Origin of the sequence: Sanguibacter inulinus (genome assembly GCF_013415325.1) — a bacterium.
Taxonomy (GTDB): Bacteria; Actinomycetota; Actinomycetes; order Actinomycetales; family Cellulomonadaceae; genus Sanguibacter; species Sanguibacter inulinus.
This window is the reverse complement of record NZ_JACBYE010000017.1, coordinates 41,112-57,977: the sequence shown is the minus strand read 5'-3', so window position 1 is coordinate 57,977 and position 16,866 is coordinate 41,112. Positions and strand designations below refer to the sequence as shown.

Annotated in this window: 17 protein-coding genes; 16 read left to right on the top strand and 1 reads right to left on the bottom strand. The window is 69.8% G+C overall.

Features of this window, described 5'->3' with window-relative positions:
• Nucleotides 1-122 precede the first annotated feature (122 nt).
• The 12 genes from HZZ10_RS08920 to HZZ10_RS08865 all read left to right on the top strand — a co-directional run bounded on the left by HZZ10_RS08920 (nt 123) and on the right by HZZ10_RS08865 (nt 11,977).
• Nucleotides 123-905: a cell division protein FtsQ/DivIB gene (locus HZZ10_RS08920; RefSeq protein WP_179913238.1), complete on the top strand. Its 783-nt coding sequence runs from the start codon at nt 123-125 to the stop codon at nt 903-905.
• A 231-nt stretch (nt 906-1,136) separates the two neighbouring features.
• The gene (gene ftsZ / locus HZZ10_RS08915; protein ID WP_179913237.1) at nt 1,137-2,468 is read left to right on the top strand and encodes a cell division protein FtsZ; all 1,332 of its coding nucleotides are present in this window, start codon (nt 1,137-1,139) and stop codon (nt 2,466-2,468) included.
• 13 nt (nt 2,469-2,481) lie between these two features.
• Nucleotides 2,482-3,270: a peptidoglycan editing factor PgeF gene (gene pgeF / locus HZZ10_RS08910; RefSeq protein WP_179913236.1), complete on the top strand. Its 789-nt coding sequence runs from the start codon at nt 2,482-2,484 to the stop codon at nt 3,268-3,270.
• 126 nt (nt 3,271-3,396) lie between these two features.
• Nucleotides 3,397-3,888, top strand: a complete 492-nt coding sequence (locus HZZ10_RS08905) for a cell division protein SepF (protein ID WP_042439101.1) — start codon at nt 3,397-3,399, stop codon at nt 3,886-3,888.
• Nucleotides 3,889-3,891: 3 nt separating this feature from the next.
• Complete coding sequence (locus tag HZZ10_RS08900; RefSeq protein WP_056130220.1) at nt 3,892-4,179, top strand: YggT family protein; 288 nt, start codon at nt 3,892-3,894, stop codon at nt 4,177-4,179.
• Between the two features lie 158 nt (nt 4,180-4,337).
• Nucleotides 4,338-4,991, top strand: a complete 654-nt coding sequence (locus HZZ10_RS08895; RefSeq protein ID WP_179913249.1) for a DivIVA domain-containing protein — start codon at nt 4,338-4,340, stop codon at nt 4,989-4,991.
• 141 nt (nt 4,992-5,132) lie between these two features.
• Nucleotides 5,133-5,594, top strand: coding sequence for a TraR/DksA family transcriptional regulator (locus HZZ10_RS08890; protein ID WP_056130226.1), 462 nt, complete (start codon nt 5,133-5,135; stop codon nt 5,592-5,594).
• Nucleotides 5,595-5,640: 46 nt separating this feature from the next.
• Nucleotides 5,641-6,276, top strand: coding sequence for a signal peptidase II (locus HZZ10_RS08885; RefSeq protein WP_179913235.1), 636 nt, complete (start codon nt 5,641-5,643; stop codon nt 6,274-6,276).
• Nucleotides 6,273-7,208, top strand: coding sequence for an RluA family pseudouridine synthase (locus tag HZZ10_RS08880; RefSeq protein WP_056130232.1), 936 nt, complete (start codon nt 6,273-6,275; stop codon nt 7,206-7,208). The genes HZZ10_RS08885 and HZZ10_RS08880 overlap by 4 nt, the downstream gene beginning before the upstream one ends.
• The gene (locus HZZ10_RS08875) at nt 7,205-7,810 is read left to right on the top strand and encodes a GNAT family N-acetyltransferase (protein ID WP_308507539.1); all 606 of its coding nucleotides are present in this window, start codon (nt 7,205-7,207) and stop codon (nt 7,808-7,810) included. Before HZZ10_RS08880 ends, HZZ10_RS08875 begins: the two co-directional genes overlap by 4 nt.
• 81 nt (nt 7,811-7,891) lie before the next feature.
• Nucleotides 7,892-11,437 (top strand): DNA polymerase III subunit alpha, encoded by a 3,546-nt coding sequence (gene dnaE, locus HZZ10_RS08870; RefSeq protein ID WP_056130235.1) that lies wholly within the window; start codon nt 7,892-7,894, stop codon nt 11,435-11,437.
• 132 nt (nt 11,438-11,569) lie between these two features.
• Complete coding sequence (locus tag HZZ10_RS08865; protein WP_056130238.1) at nt 11,570-11,977, top strand: PPOX class F420-dependent oxidoreductase; 408 nt, start codon at nt 11,570-11,572, stop codon at nt 11,975-11,977.
• A 66-nt stretch (nt 11,978-12,043) separates the two neighbouring features.
• Here HZZ10_RS08865 and HZZ10_RS08860 read toward each other — a convergent pair whose 3' ends face one another.
• A complete protein-coding gene (locus HZZ10_RS08860; protein WP_056130241.1) occupies nt 12,044-12,262 on the bottom strand; it encodes an RNA-binding S4 domain-containing protein in 219 nt (72 codons plus the stop codon).
• Between the two features lie 90 nt (nt 12,263-12,352).
• Here HZZ10_RS08860 and hisD point away from each other — a divergent pair, with 90 nt between their 5' ends.
• The 4 genes from hisD (at nt 12,353) to HZZ10_RS08840 (ending at nt 16,857) form a co-directional block, all read left to right on the top strand.
• A complete protein-coding gene (hisD, locus tag HZZ10_RS08855) occupies nt 12,353-13,675 on the top strand; it encodes a histidinol dehydrogenase (RefSeq protein WP_179913234.1) in 1,323 nt (440 codons plus the stop codon).
• Between the two features lie 214 nt (nt 13,676-13,889).
• The gene (locus HZZ10_RS08850) at nt 13,890-14,963 is read left to right on the top strand and encodes a response regulator (RefSeq protein ID WP_056130246.1); all 1,074 of its coding nucleotides are present in this window, start codon (nt 13,890-13,892) and stop codon (nt 14,961-14,963) included.
• A complete protein-coding gene (locus HZZ10_RS08845) occupies nt 14,960-15,961 on the top strand; it encodes an ATP-grasp domain-containing protein (protein ID WP_179913233.1) in 1,002 nt (333 codons plus the stop codon). Before HZZ10_RS08850 ends, HZZ10_RS08845 begins: the two co-directional genes overlap by 4 nt.
• Entirely contained in the window at nt 15,946-16,857 is a 912-nt protein-coding gene (locus HZZ10_RS08840; protein WP_308507538.1) for a PHP domain-containing protein, read from the top strand. The genes HZZ10_RS08845 and HZZ10_RS08840 overlap by 16 nt, the downstream gene beginning before the upstream one ends.
• Nucleotides 16,858-16,866: the final 9 nt, after the last annotated feature.

Genomic DNA, 16,866 nt, shown 5'->3' with positions numbered 1-16,866 from the left:
CTGTACCCCCTCCGCCGTCGACCGCGGGCGGACCGCCGACCGGGCGCACCCTGGTGCCGACGGGTCGCCGGGCAGGTTCGCGGGGTGCGCGCCCCGAGACCGGCTCTCAGGTCGCAGCACCAGTGTCCAGGCCCTCTCCGGTCGTCGGCGCCCCCAAGGTCGCCGTCCTCTCGACCGGGATGGCCGAGCGCCTCGCCGAGCAGAAGTCGATGCGACGGCACAGGCTCGTCCGCAAGGTCGCCGCGTGGACCGTCGGTGTCGCGCTGCTCCTCGGTGGGTCGTGGGTCCTCTTCGCGTCGTCGTTGTTCGCCTTCGACCCGGACCATCTCGTGGTCGAGGGGAGCGGCACGACAGTGGACATGGCGGCTGTCGTGGCCGTGGTCGCCCAGCACGAGGGCACCTCGCTCGCGCTGCTGAGCACCTCCGACGTGCACGACGAGGTCATGGGCGTCCAGAACATCCGTGACGTGTCCGTCGTGCGCCAGTGGCCGAGCGGTCTGTCGGTCCGGGTGGTGGCTCGTGAGCCTGTCGCGTCGGTCCCCGTCGAGGGTGGGTTCGCGCTGCTGGACCGTGACGCGGTGACGGTCTCGACGGTGCCAGAGGCACCTGCCGAGCTGCCCGTCATCACCATCCCGCTCACGGGTGACGACACGCGCACCCTCGACGCCGCGCTGGCCGTCCTCGAGTCCTTGCCGCCCGAGCTCTCGGCCGAGGTCGGCTCGATCGCCGCCCAGACCCAGGACGCCGTGACGCTCACGCTGCGCAGCGGCGTGGTCGTGGAGTGGGGTGCGTCGTCGGACTCGGCGCTCAAGGTGCAGGTGCTCGCGACGCTGCGCGGCAACGAGGTGAGCGCGGGGTCCCAGGTGTTCGACGTGTCGGCACCGACCTTCCCGATCACCCGGTGAGGTGGGTCCGCACGCGAGGCGAGCGGTGCCAGGACAGCGCAGGACAGGACCGCGGCTGCTCATGAACGGGTCGCCGCGGCCGAAGAGAGAAAGTATCTGCCCGACACGCGGGGTGGGTCGTTGATTCCGAGCGTGCCGCCCGCATAGCGTCACGCCTAGCACAACCTGACATAACTATAACCCTCTACTTGAGGGTGAAGGTTTAGGGTTCACAGATCGAGAGGCACGGACGTGACAACTCCGCAAAACTACCTAGCAGTGATCAAGGTGGTCGGCATCGGCGGCGGCGGAGTGAACGCCGTGAACCGGATGATCGAGGTCGGGCTCAAGGGTGTCGAGTTCATCGCCATCAACACCGACGCACAGGCGCTGCTGATGTCCGACGCGGACGTCAAGCTCGACGTCGGCCGCGAGCTCACCCGTGGGCTCGGCGCCGGAGCCGACCCCGAGGTCGGCAAGAAGGCTGCCGAAGACCACGAGGAAGAGATCGAGGACGTCCTGCGCGGCGCCGACATGGTGTTCGTGACGGCGGGCGAGGGTGGTGGCACCGGGACCGGTGGCGCACCCGTCGTCGCCCGGATCGCCCGCTCGCTCGGCGCGCTGACCGTCGGTGTCGTGACGCGCCCGTTCACCTTCGAGGGACGCCGCCGCGCGACCCAGGCGGAGTCCGGCATCGACGCGCTCCGCGCCGAGGTCGACACGCTCATCGTCATCCCGAACGACCGCCTGCTCTCCATGTCGGACCGCAACGTGTCGGCGCTCGACGCCTTCCACTCGGCCGACCAGGTCTTGCTCTCGGGTGTCCAGGGCATCACTGACCTCATCACCACACCGGGTCTGATCAACCTCGACTTCGCCGACGTGAAGTCGGTCATGCAGGGCGCGGGCAGCGCTCTCATGGGCATCGGCTCGGCACGCGGCGACGACCGCGCGGTCCAGGCTGCGGAGCTCGCGATCTCCTCGCCGCTCCTCGAGGCCAGCATCGACGGCGCGCACGGCGTGCTGCTGAGCATCCAGGGTGGTTCCGACCTCGGCCTCTTCGAGATCAACGAGGCCGCCCGCCTGGTGCACGAGGCCGCGCACCCCGAGGCGAACATCATCTTCGGTACGGTCATCGACGACGCCCTCGGCGACGAGGTCCGCGTCACGGTGATCGCCGCAGGCTTCGACGGCGGCTCGCCGCACGCCCGCAAGGACGTGCGTCAGCCCCAGGGCCAGCCTGCTGCCCAGCAGCACGCTCCGTCGCAGGCTGCGCCCGCGGCTGCCGAGCCCGTGCCCACGACGACGGGTGTGCACGCGCTCGCGCGCCCCGTGGTGCCGCTCGACTCCGGTTTCGACTCCTCGGACGCTGCGCCCGTGGACCCCTCGCAGCAGCAGCGCCCCGCCGCTGCGGCCCCGGCCTGGCAGCCCGAGCCCGGGGCGACGGGACCGGTCCCGGCCTACATGTCGACCGACCCTGACGCCGTGCAGCGCACGGGTCAGCTCGAGGTCCCCCGGATCTTCGAGGAGGAGCCGCCGCGTCGCCGCGTCGACGACCTCGACGTGCCGGACTTCCTCAAGTAGCACACCGCACCCCATGCAGCACGCACCACAGATCCCGGTGCTCGAGGTCGACCTCGGGCCCGGGATCCGTGCGTTCTTCACCACACGGGCCGGGGGAGTGTCGAGAGCACCCTGGGCGTCCCTCAACGTCGGCACGGCTGTGGGGGACGACTCTGCGCACGTGAGCCGCAACAGGGAGCTGGTCGACCGGGCCGCGGGCGCCCGCGTGACCTTCGTCTCGCAGGTCCACGGGCGGGCTGTCGCCGTGCTGCCCGGGAGCGGCAGCCCAGGCGTCCCGTCTGCTCCGGCCCTCGGAGCGTCGACCGAGGCCGACGCCCTCGTGTCGAGAGTGGTCGACGCCCCTGTCGGCGTCTACGTCGCCGACTGCGTGCCCGTCCTGCTGGCGGACCCCTCGTCGGGTGTCGTGGCGGCGGTCCACGCGGGCCGGCCGGGGGTCGAGCTCGGCGTGGTGGGCGAGGCTGTCGGGGCGATGGTCGCCGCCGGGGCCGACATCGCCTCGATCCGCGCGGCGGTCGGTCCGTCGGTGTGCGGCCGCTGCTACGAGGTGCCCGCGGACCTGCGCGAGCGCGTCGCGGCTGCGGCGCCCGCCACGTGGGCGACCACGGGCTGGGGCACCCCGGGCCTCGACCTGCCGCGCGGGGTCCTGGCCCAGCTCGCCGACGCCGGTGTCACGCAGGTGGTGCACGTGGACCGTTGCACCCGCACGGACGACGCGTTCTTCTCGCACCGCCGGGCGAGCGCAGACGGCCTGGCCACAGGCCGCTTCGCTGGTGTCGTCGGAGCCCGCAGGTCACAGACCTGAATGTGCTCTGTCGTCGGGCGTGTCGCGGACGCGGCTCCCGAGCGCTGGGATAGCGTGATTCCACCGTCAGCATCCGGGAGTCCCGGAGAAGGGCTGATCGGACTGACGCGGAACGGAGAGATGGCGATGGCTGGAGCGCTGCGCAAGACGATGCTGTACCTAGGCCTCGCAGACGATCGAGGCGAGGTCGAGCAGGAGCACTACGACGAGTACGACGACTACGACGAGGTAGGTGCGGACGTGGCTGAGGAGTACGAGGCCCAAGTGACCCCGATCAACCGTTCCGTCGCACGACGGGAGAGCCACGTGCAGGCCGTCGCCTCGTCCGAGCTCCGTCGCATCACGACCGTGCACCCCCGCTCCTACAACGACGCGCGCGTGATCGGCGAGGCCTTCCGCTCCGGCACCCCGGTGATCATCAACCTCTCCGACATGGACGACGCGGACGCCAAGCGCCTCGTGGACTTCTCGGCAGGTCTGATCTTCGGGCTGCGCGGCGCGATCGAGCGGGTGACCAGCAAGGTCTTCCTGCTCTCGCCCGAGCACGTCGAGGTGTCGGCTGGCCAGGAGCAGGCGCAGGAGAAGACCTCCGGCCCAGCCTTCTACAACCAGAGCTAGCACGTGATCTTCAACCTGCTGGCGCTCGTGTGCTTCCTGTACCTGCTGACCCTCTTCGGACGGGTCATCTTCTCGTGGGTGCAGGTGTTCTCCCGTGACTGGCGCCCCCGAGGGGTCGTGCTGGTCCTGGCGGAGGTGGTGTTCAGCCTCACCGACCCGCCCCTGCGCTTCTTGCGACGGTACATCCCGCCGCTCACGATCGGCCAGATCCGGCTAGACGTCGGCATGCTGATCCTCTTCTTCGGGGTCTCCTTCCTCTTGCAGCTCTTGCTCGTCCTGGGGGCGAGATGAGGGGATCTGCCCCGAGGAGGACGACGACTTCGTAACTGCTCCACCCCACCGGAGAGGGTCGCAGGGCGCGCGCACGAGCAATCGTCCGCTAGCGTGACCTGTGGCGGTCGGTGGATTGACCGAAAAGACCAGCGCGAGTACTAGAGGTGATGACGATGGTGGCACTGCTCACTGCAGATGACGTCCTGACGAAGAAGTTCCCGGCGACGAAGTTCCGAGAGGGGTACGACGTCGTCGAGGTCGACGACTTCCTCGACGAGGTCCTCACGACGCTCCGCGAGCTGTACGCAGAGAACGACGACCTCAAGGCGAAGCTCGAGGCGTCCGAGCGGCGCGTCGCGGAGCTCAGCCGCGCCAACGCGCAGCAGGCCTCCGAGCCCCGCCCGGTCTCGGTCGAGAAGGTTCCCGAGGAGCCCAAGCCGGCACCTGCGGCCGAGCCCGCCCCTGTCGCAGCCCCGGCCCTGGCGCCCCGCGAGCCCGAGATGGCCACCGGGATCATCCAGATGGCCCAGAAGCTGCACGACGACCACGTCCGTGCCGGCCAGGAGGAGGGTGACCGACTCATCGCCGAGGCGAAGAGCGAGGGCAACCGCATCGTCCGCGAGGCCGAGGAGACCTCCTCTCGCACGCTGTCCCAGCTCGAGCAGGAGCGTTCGCTCCTCGAGCGCAAGATCGACGAGCTGCGGATCTTCGAGCGCGACTACCGCACCCGTCTCAAGAGCTACCTGCAGAACCTGCTCGGCGACCTCGACAACCGTGGCAGCGCGCTCCCGAGCGGCGGCCCCTCTGGTCAGGACAAGCAGGGCATCTGACGCCCCTGCGCTCCGCGCCTGCACGACCGCACGGCCCTCAGCCGGTGCCCGCGATTCACCTCTCCGCGCAATGCGGCGTGGTGGATTGCGTGCACCGGCTGTGCCGATTAACCTCGGCTCACTTCTACGAAAGAGGCCGTGATGTCGATCCGAGACGCAATCAGCAACGCCCCCGCCAAGGACCAGTTCCCGACCCTCTCCGAGGACGTCAAGTCCTTCCCTGTCCGCGAGGGTGAGGAGCCTTGGACCGGCGCCGAGGTCGAGACGCTCGCTGACGACCTCATCGCCGAGAACGTGCGCCTGAGCGCCGAGCTCACGGCAGCGGACCAGGAGCTCTCCGAGCTGCTGCGCAACTCCGGTGACGGCGCCGGGGACGACCAGGCCGACTCTGGCTCGTCGGCCCTCGAGCGTGAGCAGGAGCTCACCCTCGTCAACAACACCCGCGACCTGCTCGCGCAGAACGCCCGGGCGCTCGCCCGTATCGGCGCGGGGACCTACGGTGCCTGCGAGTCGTGCGGCGAGGCGATCGGCAAGGCGCGTCTGCAGGCCTTCCCCCGCGCCACCCTCTGCGTCACCTGCAAGCAGCGCGAAGAGCGCCGTTGAGCGGGACGGCTCTTCGCACGGTCTGTGCCCGTGGGAGACTTCACGGGTGATCGATCAGGACGACAACACCGGACCAGACGACAGCATCTCGTCGGGGGGTGCGGCTGAGGCCGCACCAGCGCCCGCGACCCACCGGACAGGCAGGGTCCTCGCAGGGATCCTCGGTCTCGCCGCGGTCGTGCTGCTCGTCGACCAGCTCACCAAGATGTGGGCGCAGTCGGCCCTCGAGGTCGGCGCCATGCCGAAGCCGCTCATCGGCGAGCTGATCCAGCTGAGGTTGATCTACAACCCCGGCGCAGCGCTCTCGATCGCGAGCGGTCAGACGTGGATCCTCAGCCTGCTCTCCGCAGGCGTGGTCGTGTTCGTGATCGTCACGGCCCGCAAGATCCGCTCGACAGCCTGGGCCCTCGCGCTCGGGCTGGTCCTGGGAGGCGCGCTCGGCAACCTCGGGGACCGGTTGTTCCGCGAGCCCGGGTTCCTCACCGGGCACGTCGTCGACTTCATCGACTACGGGCCCTTCATCGGGAACGTCGCAGACATCGCGATCGTCGTCGCAGCGGTCCTCATCGGGTACCTGGCGCTGCGCGGCATCGGTCCGGACGGACGGCGGGGCGAGGACGACGTGGTCGCCGAGAAGACGGCGACGCCGGTGACCCCGACAGAGCCGGGGGACGAGCGATGACCACGCGCACCCTGCCCGTCCCGGACGGTCTGGTCGGCGAGCGGGTCGACGCCGCCCTCGCGCGGATGCTCGGTCTGTCGAGGACCGTCGCTGCCCAGATCGCCGCAGACGGCGGCGTCCGCGTCGACGGTCGTCAGGTCGGCAAGTCCGACAGGCTCACCCCGGACGCGTGGATCGAGGTCGACCTCCCGGACACGCCGGCTCAGGCCGGTCCCGTGGTCGTCGCGGAGCCCGTGCCGGGCATGAAGATCATGTACGACGACGACGACGTGGTGGTCATCGACAAGCCCGTCGGTGTCGCCGCGCACCCGTCGGTCGGCTGGACAGGGCCCACCGTGGTGGGTGCGCTGATCGCGGCCGGATACACGATCGCCACGTCAGGTGCCGCGGAGCGCCAGGGCATCGTCCACCGCCTGGACGTGGGGACCTCAGGTCTCATGGTCGTGGCGAAGAGCGAGCACGCGTACTCGGTGATGAAGCGCGCCTTCAAGGAGCGCACTGTCGAGAAGGTCTACCACGCGCTGGTCCAGGGGCACCCCGAGCCGACCACAGGGACCATCGACGCCCCGATCGGACGCCACCCGAACCACGACTACAAGTTCGCGGTCGTCGCCGACGGCAAGCCCTCGGTGACCCACTACGAGGTGCTCGAGATGCTCTCGGCCGCCTCCCTCGTCGAGGTGCACCTCGAGACCGGCCGCACCCACCAGATCCGTGTGCACTTCTCTGCGCTGCGCCACCCCTGCGTCGGCGACCTCACCTACGGCGCCGACCCGCGCCTCGCGGAGAAGGTCTCGTTGACACGCCAGTGGCTGCACGCGAAGCGGCTGGGCTTCGAGCACCCGTCGACGGGGGAGTGGGTCGAGGTCGTCAGTGAGTACCCGGACGACCTGGCCGCAGCCCTCGAGGTCGTCCGCGGGGCGTACCGGTGACCGCCGCCGACCAGACCCCTGACGCCCAGAGTCCTGCCGACCGGCCCGCCGGCGACCAGGTGCAGAGCGACAGGTCCGCACCCGGGCAGACCGCGGGCGGCGGAGCGACGCGAGACCGCAGCGCGCTGCGCGTGCTCACGGTGTCGTCCGAGGAGCAGCTCCAGGCCGCCTTCTCGATCCGCTTCGAGGTCTTCGTGGAGGAGCAGGGCGTGTCAGCCGACGCCGAGCTCGACGCGGCCGACCGCGCGCCGACCACCCAGCACGTGATCGTCGTGGACACGAGCGTCGAGCCGCCCGAGCCCGTGGGCACCGGCCGGCTCCTGACCGACGCCGAGCACCTTGACGCCCTCCACATCGGACGTCTCGCGGTGCGTGCACCGTGGCGCTCCTCGGGAGTCGGTGCTGTGCTCATGCGTGCCCTCGAGACCCTCGCTGCCGAGCGAACCCCTCGGGGTTCGCAGGTGCGGGTCGAGCTCAGCGCGCAGGAGCAGGCCATCGGCTTCTACCAGCGGCAGGGCTACGTCGTCGACGACTCGCACCGCTATCTCGACGAGAACATCTGGCACCGGGACGCCGTCAAGACCGTCGACGGCACAGCCTGATCCTGTCCAGCCCCCGGACGTGGGAGAAGTCCCACACCGGCCTCCGGCGAGTCGTCCGCCGAGGCGATCTAGACTCGTCGCATGTCGTCTGCGCCACCTCGTTCTGAGGACTTCGTCCACCTCCACGTGCACACCGAGTACTCGATGCTCGACGGGGCAGCCCGTCTCGGCGACCTCTTCGAGGAGACCAAGCGGGTCGGGCAGAGCGCGATCGCGACGACAGACCACGGATACCTCTTCGGGGCCTACGACTTCTGGAAGCAGGCGACCGACGCGGGCGTGAAGCCCATCATCGGCGTCGAGGCCTACGTGACCCCTGGCACGTCGCGCTTCGACAACACCCGTGTCCGGTGGGGCGACGCGAGCCAGGCGAGCGACGACGTGTCGGCTCGCGGTGCGTACACCCACCTGACGATGTGGGCCCGGAACAACGAGGGCATGCACAACCTCTTCAGGGCGAGCTCCCTCGCCTCGCTCGAGGGTCAGATGGGCAAGTGGCCCCGCATGGACCGCGACCTCCTCGAGCGCTACAGCGCCGGGATGATCGCGTCGACGGGCTGCCCCTCGGGCGAGGTCCAGACGCGTCTGCGCCTGGGGCACTACGACGAGGCCGTCAAGGCCGCAGGCGAGCTCCAGGACATCTTCGGCAAGGAGTACTTCTACGTCGAGCTCATGGACCACGGGCTCGACATCGAGACGCGTGTGTTCAAGGACCTGCTGCGCCTCGCCAAGGACATCGGGGCGCCGATCGTCGCGACGAACGACCTGCACTACGTCCGCCAGGAGGACAGCGGCTCGCAGGAGGCGCTGCTCGCCATCAACTCGGGCTCGACCCTGACAGACCCGGACCGCTTCAAGTTCGACGGCGACGGCTACTACGTCAAGTCTGCTGCCGAGATGCGCAGACTCTGGAAAGAGCTGCCCGAGGCCTGCGACAACACGCTCGTCATCGCCGAGCAGTGCGAGGTCTCCTTCAACACCGCGGCGAACTACATGCCGAACTTCCCCGCCCCCGAGGGCGAGGACGAGACCTCGTGGTTCATCAAGGAGGTCGAGACCGGGCTGCAGTACCGCTACCCGGACGGCATCCCGACCGAGGTGCGCGAGCGTGCTGACTTCGAGACCAAGGTCATCACCCAGATGGGCTTCCCGGGGTACTTCCTCGTGGTCGCCGACTTCATCAACTGGTCCAAGAACAACAACATCCGTGTCGGACCCGGTCGTGGTTCGGGTGCGGGTTCGATGGTCGCGTACGCCATGCGCATCACCGACCTCGACCCGCTCGTGCACGGGCTGATCTTCGAGCGCTTCCTCAACCCGGACCGTGTGTCCATGCCTGACTTCGACGTCGACTTCGACGAGCGTCGTCGCGGTGAGGTCATCCGGTACGTCACGGAGAAGTACGGCGAAGACCGCGTCGCGCAGATCGTCACCTACGGCACCATCAAGGCCAAGCAGGCGCTCAAGGACTCGAGCCGTCTGCTCGGTCTGCCCTACGCCATGGGCGACAAGCTCACCAAGGCGATGCCGCCGGCGATCATGGGCAAGGACATCAGCCTCACCGGGATCTTCGACCCGGCCGACAAGCGGTACAACGAGGCCGAAGAGTTCCGCCAGGTGCACGCCGCCGATCCCGAGGCGCAGCGCGTGGTCGAGCTCGCCAAGGGTATCGAGGGCCTGAAGCGCCAGTGGGGCGTCCACGCAGCCGGTGTCATCATGTCGAGCGAGCCGCTCATCGACATCATCCCGATCATGCGGCGCCTGCAGGACGGCGCCGTGATCACGCAGTTCGACTACCCGAAGTGCGAAGAGCTCGGGCTCATCAAGATGGACTTCCTGGGTCTGCGCAACCTCACGATCCTCGACGACGCGCTCGAGAACATCGTGATGAACGGCAAGGACCCCGTCGACCTCGAGGCGCTGACCCTCGACGACCCGAACACGTACGCGCTGCTGTCCCGCGGTGACACGCTCGGGGTGTTCCAGCTCGACGGCGGCGGCATGCGCACGCTGCTCAAGCTCATGCGTCCTGACAACTTCGAGGACATCTCGGCTGTCGGTGCGCTCTACCGCCCGGGTCCGATGGGTGCTAACTCGCACACCAACTACGCCCTGCGCAAGAACGGCCTGCAAGAGGTCGTGCCGATCCACCCTGAGCTCGAAGAGCCGCTCGCCGAGGTCCTGGGGACCACGCACGGGCTCATCGTGTACCAGGAGCAGGTCATGTCGATCGCGCAGATCGTCGCAGGCTTCTCGCTCGGCCAGGCAGACATCCTGCGTCGTGCGATGGGCAAGAAGAAGAAGTCCGAGCTGGACAAGCAGTTCGAGGGCTTCTCGGGCGGCATGATCGAGCGCGGCTACTCGATGGCCGCGGTCAAGGCGCTGTGGGACATCCTGCTGCCGTTCTCCGACTACGCCTTCAACAAGGCCCACTCGGCTGCCTACGGCGTCGTCTCGTACTGGACGGCCTATCTCAAGGCCAACTACCCGACCGAGTACATGGCCGCCCTGCTGACCAGCGTCCGCGACGACAAGGACAAGTCGGCGCTGTACCTCAACGAGTGCCGTCGCATGGGGATCACCGTGCTGCCGCCGGACGTCAACTCGTCGTCCGCCAACTTCACAGCCGTCGGCAAGGACATCCGCTTCGGGCTGACCGCTGTGCGCAACGTCGGCGCGAACGTCGTCGACGCGATCGTGGCCACCCGGGAGCAGAAGGAGGCCTTCACCTCCTTCACCGACTTCCTCGACAAGGTGCCTGCGGTCGTCTGCAACAAGCGGACCATCGAGTCGCTCATCAAGGCCGGGGCCTTCGACTCCCTCAACCACCCCCGCAGGGCGCTCCAGGTGGTCCACGAGCAGGCCGTCGACTCCGTGATCGGGGTCAAGCGCAAGGAGGCCGAGGGACAGTTCGACCTCTTCGCAGGCTTCGGCGACGAGGGCGACGACGGGATGTCCTTCAGCGTCGACATCCCTGATCTGCCCGACTGGGAGAAGAAGCAGCTGCTCGCCTTCGAGCGCGAGATGCTCGGTCTCTACGTCTCGGACCACCCGCTGTCCGGGCTCGAGCACGTGCTCCAGCAGGCGGCCGAGGTGTCGATCGCCAAGCTGCTGACCGACGAAGACCGCCCCGACGGGTCGACCGTGGTCATCGCCGGGCTCATCACCTCGCTCCAGCGCAAGATGTCCAAGCAGGGCAACCCGTGGGCCGCCGTGACGATCGAGGACCTCGACGGCGGTGTCGAGGTGATGTTCTTCGGCGAGACCTACATGGCCTACTCGACGATCCTCGCCGAGGACCAGGTCGTGGTGCTCCGCGGCCGGGTGCGCCGCCGGGACGACACGATGCAGCTCCAGGCCATGGAGGTCTCGCTGCCGGACATCTCGACGGGGTCGGACTCTCCGCTGATCATCACGATCCCGCGCAACCGCTGCCTCGAGCAGATCGTGGTCAAGCTGCGCGACGCTCTGAAGACCCACCCGGGTGATGCCCAGGTGCGGATCCACGTGACCGAGCCCGGCAAGACGACCGTGGTCCAGGCGCACGACCAGTACAGGGTCGCGAAGTCCTCGGCGCTGTCGGGTGAGCTCAAGGCGCTGCTCGGGCCGGCCTGCCTCACGGTGTAGGTGGAGGCGGCCGCCCCGAGCGAGAGAGGGCGGCCGCGAGGCCCGGGGTCGGCGACGGCGCTGCGGTGTGAGGTCGGTGTGACGTCGGTCGCCGACCGGGCGCTGGGCCCCGGGCGTGCCTAGACTCGCCAGGTGATCCACCTGACTCCTGAGCAGCACGTGTTCGTGACCGAGCGGCACCTCGCCACCCTGACCACCCTGCGGGCCGACGGCTCGCCCCACGTCGTCCCTGTGGGCTTCACCTGGGACCCCGATGCCGGCGTGGTCCGGATCATCACGAGCGGCACCACCGTCAAGGCGAAGAACGCCGGGCGGCCCGCCGCCGACGGCCGACCGTCACGCGCCGTGGTCTGCCAGGTCGAGGGTGGCCGGTGGATCACCCTCGAGGGCCCAGCCTCCGTGCTCACCGAGCCCGAGGAGGTCCTCGAGGCCGAGCAGCGCTACGCCCGCCGTTACAAGGTCCCGCGGGAGAACCCGGCCCGCGTGGTCGTCGTCATCACGCCGGACCGGGTCATGAGCTCGAGCTACATGGCGCGCTGAGCGCACCGGAGACCGGCTGCAGCCCGAGCGCCGGTCGCCTCACGCGGCCTCGAGCGCCCGGTCGCCTCAGGCGACGGTCGCGCTCGCACGGCCTGTGGGGGAGTCGACGACCACGACGTCGCCCTTGTGCAGCTGGCGTCCTCGGCGGGTGTCGACCTCGCCGTTGACCGAGACCTCTCCGTCGGCGACGAGCTCGCGCGCCTGCGCGCCCGACTCGGCGAGGTTCGCCAGCTTGAGGAACTGCCCGAGGCGGATGACGTCGTCGCTGATCTCTACGTGGTCCATGGGTCCATCTTCTCGCGACCAGGCCGGGCGGCGCACCACAGCCGGTGACCGCGTCTGTCAGCGCGCAGCAGACCAGCCTAGGATGGTCGGGTGATCAACAGACTCGACCTGCGTGGTCGTTCCCTCTCCGCCCGTGAGCTCGTCGAGGCTCTGCCCCGTGCCGAGGTCCGGGTCGAAGACGCCGCAGAGCGTGTGGCCCCGATCATCGCTGCAGTGCGCAGCCGCGGCGCCGACGAGCTCCGCGACCTCGCCGAGCGTTTCGACGGCGTGCGCCCGCACCACCTGCGTGTCCCGGCCGCAGCCTTCGAGAGCGCGCTCGCCGGGCTCGACCCGCTGGTCCGCGAGGCGATCGAAGAGACGATCTCGCGCGTGCGCACGGTCCACCGCGCCCAGCGACCCCAGGGCTTCGTCGTCGACCTCGCGCCCGGGGCGCAGGTCCGCCAGCGCTGGGTCCCCGTGGGCCGCGTGGGACTCTACGTCCCCGGTGGGCTCGCCGTGTACCCGTCGTCGGTCATCATGAACGTCGTGGCCGCGCAGGAGGCCGGTGTCCCGTCGCTCGCCGTCGCGAGCCCGCCCCAGCGCGAGAACGACGGACTGCCCCACCCCACGATCCTCGCGGCCTGCGCGCTGCTCGGCGTCGACGAGGTCTACGCCGTGGGTGGCGCGCAGGCTGTCGCGATGTTCGCCTACGGCGCGCGTGGCACCGAGGAGCAGGACGGCGCGACCCTCTGCGAGCCCGTCAACGTGGTCACCGGGCCCGGCAACGTCTACGTCGCGGCCGCCAAGCGGCTCGTCCGCGGGGTCGTCGGGATCGACGCCGAGGCTGGCACGACCGAGATCGCGATCCTCGCCGACAGCACGGCGCACCCGGACCACGTCGCGGCCGACCTCATCAGCCAGGCTGAGCACGACCCCGCCGCCGCCTCGGTCCTCGTCACGTCCTCGGTCGAGCTCGCGGGCGCTGTCGAGGCCCGCCTCAAGGACCGTGCCGAGGGCACCTGGCACTCCGACCGTGTCCTGCAGGCCCTCGCCGGTCCGCAGTCCGCCATCGTCCTCGTCGACTCGGTCGAGCAGGGGATCGAGGTGGTCGACGCCTACGGGGCCGAGCACCTCGAGATCCAGACGGCCGACGCGGCCGCTGTCGCGGAGCGCATCTCGAACGCCGGTGCGATCTTCGTCGGTGCGTACTCCCCGGTCGCCCTCGGCGACTACATGGCGGGGTCGAACCACGTCCTCCCCACGGGTGGGTGCGCCCACTTCGCGAGCGGGCTCGGGGTGCACAGCTTCGTCAAGGCCGTCCAGGTGGTCGAGTACACCGAGCAGGCGCTCGGGCAGATCTCCTCGAAGATCGTCGCCTTCGCCAACGCCGAAGACCTCCCGGCCCACGGTGAGGCCGTCCAGGTGAGGTTCTGAAGGACCAGAGGGGCGGACGTCACATCTGGACCGGGTGATTTCATCCGCGAGGCGACGCTCCGTCGCGCGGTCTGGGACGTACCGTGGAGAATGTCGTGCGCCGTGCACAGTCCGGCGTGGGGCGTTCCGTACCCTGACGTGCACGACCTTGCCGACCGAACGGCCAGGCAGGACGTCCTGCAGGCAGGTACGACGAACGAAGGGCTGTCCTGACATGGGCACAACAGGCCAGTACAGGGTCTGCGTGATCGAGGACGACCCCGACGTCCTCCTCTTCCTCACCACGGTCCTCGAGAAGCGCGCCGGTGCGACGGTGCTCGCGATCGCCGACCCTCGCGACCTCCCTGCCAGGCTCGACGACTTCGACCCCGACCTCGTCCTGACCGACATCGAGCTGCCCGGGGTGAGCGGTCTCGAGCTGCTCGCCAGGTTCCGTGCCGAGTCTCCGGACGTCCCCGTCGTCGTCATGACGGCCCACGCCTCGGTCGACTACGCGGTGACAGCGCTGCGCAACGACGCCGACGAGTTCCTCACCAAGCCGATCTCGGCCGCGCACCTCGTCGAGGTCGTCACCCGCATCGTCGAGGCGAGCCGGGTCCGACGTGCCGCTCAGCGGCCCACCGTCGTGCTCGCGATCGGCGCGCACCCGGACGACGTCGAGATCGGGGTAGGAGGCATCCTCTCGGCGCACCGGGCAGCCGGCGACACCGTCGTGGTGCTGACGCTGTCCCGCGGGTCTCGTGGCGGCGAGGTCAGCGACCGCCAGGACGAGTCGCTCCTGGCAGCCGAGCGCCTCGGAGCCCGCCTCTTCCTCGAAGACCTCGAAGACACCCGGATCAGCGCAGCCGACCCGACGGTGGGGATCATCGAGAGGGTCGTCGCCGAGGTCAGGCCGGACATCGTCTACACGCACAGCATCAACGACAGGCACCAGGACCACCGGGCGGTGCACTCGGCGGCCGTCGTCGCCACCCGCAGCGTGCGCACGGTCTGCTGCTTCCAGTCGCCGTCGGCGACCATCGACTTCCGACCGACCCGCTTCGTGCCGATCGACGGCTTCACCGACGCAAAGCTCGCGCTGCTCGCCAGCTACGGCTCGCAGGTCGACATCCGCGGCTACCTCGAGCCGGGCTTCGTCATCGCGACGGCGCGCTACTGGTCGAGGTTCGGCGGCGGCGACTACTGCGAGCCCCTCGAGGTCGTGCACGACACGGCCGACATCTCCCCGCTCTCCAGGACCGCTGCGACGCGGCTGTCCGACTCCCACGCAGGACGGACCGACACATGACCCGAGTACTCGTCACCGGAACCGGCGGGCCCGCAGGGGTCGCCGTCGTGCGCTCTCTGCTGCGCCGCAGCGACGTCGAGGTCTTCTCGGCCGACATGGACGGGTGGGCGAGCGGTCTGTACCTCGTCGACGCCGACCACCGCCGCATCGTGCCGCGCGGAGCGGCGGCGGACTTCGTCGACACCGTCCTGGGGATGTGCCGTGACGACGGCATCACCGTGCTGTTCCCGACAGTCGACGTCGAGCTCGAGGGCCTCGCCGCCCGCCGCACGGAGTTCGCCGCGCACGGGATCCAGATCGCTGCGCCGAGCTCCGAGACGCTCGCCAGCACTCTCGACAAGCATGCCCTCGCGACTGCCTGCGAGGGCGCCCTGCGCGTCCCGGCGACCGAGCTCCTCGACGCCGACGGCGTCGCAGCACCCTGGGACTTCCCGGTCATCGTCAAGCCCCGTCGTGGTGCCGGCTCCCGCGGGGTGCGCCTCGTCGACGACCGCGACGAGCTCGAGGACATCGGCACGGGCTCCGACCTCATCATCCAGGAGCACCTGCCCGGAGCCGAGTACTCGGTCGACGTGCTGGCCGCGCCCGACGGCCACGTGGTCGCCGCGGTCCCGCGCACCCGTGAGCGGGTGGACTCCGGTGTCTCGATCGCCGGGCGGACCGTCCGCGACCCCGAGCTCGTCGAGGCAGCCTCGGCCGCAGCACGCGCCGTCGGTCTCGTCGGCGTCGCCAACGTCCAGCTGCGTCGGGACAAGGACGGCGTGCCCGCCCTGCTCGAGATCAACCCTCGGTTCCCCGGGGCCATGCCGCTGACCATCGCGGCTGGCGTCGACATGCCCTCGCTGTACCTCGACCTGCTGCTCGGCAACCCTGTGCCCGAGCACGTCGACTTCGTCGAGCTCGCCAACGTGCGCTTCCTCGAGGACGTGTTCCTCCCCGTCGACGAGATCGTCTCCTCGGCCGTCTCGGGGCGTGACGAGGCGTGGGCGGAGCAGTGACCGACGGCCCCGCAGCAGCACGCAGCCCCCTGCCGTCGACCACTGTCGACGGGCACGTCCACTCGACCTTCTCCGACGACGCCGTGAGCACGGTCCACGAGAACCTCGCGGCCGCGCTGACCGTCGGGCTCACCGAGGTGACCTTCGTCGACCACGTGAGGTCGTCGACCGGATGGGTCCCCGAGATGGTCGCAGCCGTCCGCGCCCTCGACGTGCCTGACGGCCTCGTGGTCCGGTGCGGCGTCGAGACCAAGCTGCTCGACGTGGCGGGCCGGCTCGACCTTCCCACCGACGCCGTCGTGGGCCGCGGGGCTCTCGACGTCGTGCTGGTCGGCGACCACCAGTTCCCCGGGACCGACGGCCCGTGGTCGCCCACACAGACCCGAGAGCGGATCGCGGACGGCCTGAGCCCCGCCGACGCCGTCTCCCTGCTTGTCGAGGCGAGCATCGCCGCGATGACGACCCAGCCCGGCATCCAGCTCGCGCACTGGTTCTCGATCCTGCCGAAGGTGGGGCTCGACGAGTCCGACCTCAGCGACGAGCACCTGCGCGCCTGGGCCGCGGCCGCGCGCCAGACGGGCAGCACGATCGAGGTCAACGAGAAGTGGGCCTGCCCGGGTCCACGCTCGGTGCGTGCCGCCCTCGACGCCGGAGCCCGGCTGGTCGTCGCGACCGACAGCCACGACGCCCGCGACGTCGGACGGTACGTCCGTGTCCCGTCGATCCTCGAGGCCGCGGTCTCGGGCGAGACCTTGCCTGCTGAGACCTGGTCTGCTGAGACCTTGTCTGCTGAGACCCTGCCTGCGGAGACTCTGCCCGCTGAGCCCCTGCCTGCCACCGAGCCGTCGGCTGTGCCGTCGCGCCAGACCCCCGGGACGGCAGGCCCTCGTGCTTGACTCTTCGAG